The sequence below is a fragment of the Metabacillus lacus genome, from assembly GCF_009674805.1.
GTDB lineage: Bacteria > Bacillota > Bacilli > Bacillales > Bacillaceae > Metabacillus_C > Metabacillus_C lacus.
This window is the reverse complement of the sequence record NZ_WKKI01000108.1, coordinates 1-1112: the sequence shown is the minus strand read 5'-3', so window position 1 is coordinate 1112 and position 1112 is coordinate 1. Positions and strand designations below refer to the sequence as shown.

Sequence of the window (1112 nt, the reverse complement as noted above, 5' to 3'; positions counted from 1 at the left end):
AAACATATAATATCTTGCGCGTTATCCAGTTTTGAGGGAACATGTTTTTCTCAAACTTTATACAGTCTGGTGGCGATAGCGAAGAGGTCACACCCGTTCCCATACCGAACACGGAAGTTAAGCTCTTCAGCGCCGATGGTAGTTAGGGGCTTCCCCTTGTGAGAGTAGGACGCTGCCAGGCGAATGAAAGAAAGGACAGTTGCAGAGCTGTTCTTTTTTTGTGTTTTTTTATACCGGAGGTGCTGGGTTGTAATGTTTTTGAGTGCGAGTGAGGACTTTTGAATATTTGAAAACCCGGGGGTTCGAGGGAGGACATGAAGTGAAGGAGCCCTTGAAGTGAACGTTCTCCCTGGGGGATGGCCCACATAAACGGAGATATTCCGGTTAGATGAAAAAGAAGGCGAATTTCAGGCGATATAAGGGAAGCTTTTCCGGTTATGTTGCTAAAAGTCGTCTAGTTTCAGCGCTTTTAGCTGATTAGGCGGAATTTCTACTCCTATTTCAGCCGATTTTAGCTGTTTTTCCCCAATAAGCGGAATCTCTACGTCTATTTCATTCCATCAGGTACATGAATGGACGAAGAGATTACAAGCTCATCGGAAGCCGGATACCGAACACGGAAGTTAAGCTCTGCGGCGCCGATGGTAGTTAGGGGCTTCCCCTTGTGAGAGTAGGACGCTGCCAGGCGAATGAAAGAACAGTTGCAGAGCTGTTCTTTTTTTGTGTTTTTTTATACCGGAGGTGCTGGGTTGTAATGTTTTTGAGTGCGAGTGAGGACTTTTGAATATTTGAAAACCCGGGGGTTCGAGGGGGGACATGAAGTGAAGGAGCCCTTGAAGTGAACGTTCTCCCTGGGGGATGGCCCACATAAACGGAAATATTCCGGTTAGATGAAAAAGAAGGTGAATTTAATGCAATATAAGGGAAGCTTTTCCGGTTATGTTGCTAAAAGTCATCTATTTTCAGCGCTTTTAGCCGATTAGACGGAATTTATACGAAAATTGAGGATTGTGCTGTCTTAAAAAGCAAAAAAAGGCCCCCCAAGGTTTGAATTTGGATTTTTTAAAATGGGTTTATGCAGCTAGCTGGCTTGTATTCGATCCAACTGGATG

Annotated in this window: 1 rRNA gene; it reads left to right on the top strand. The window is 44.6% G+C overall.

Annotated features, from left to right (window positions below):
- Positions 1 to 65 precede the first annotated feature (65 nt).
- A 5S ribosomal RNA gene (rrf, locus tag GJU40_RS20440) occupies positions 66 to 181 on the top strand.
- Positions 182 to 1112 lie beyond the last annotated feature (931 nt).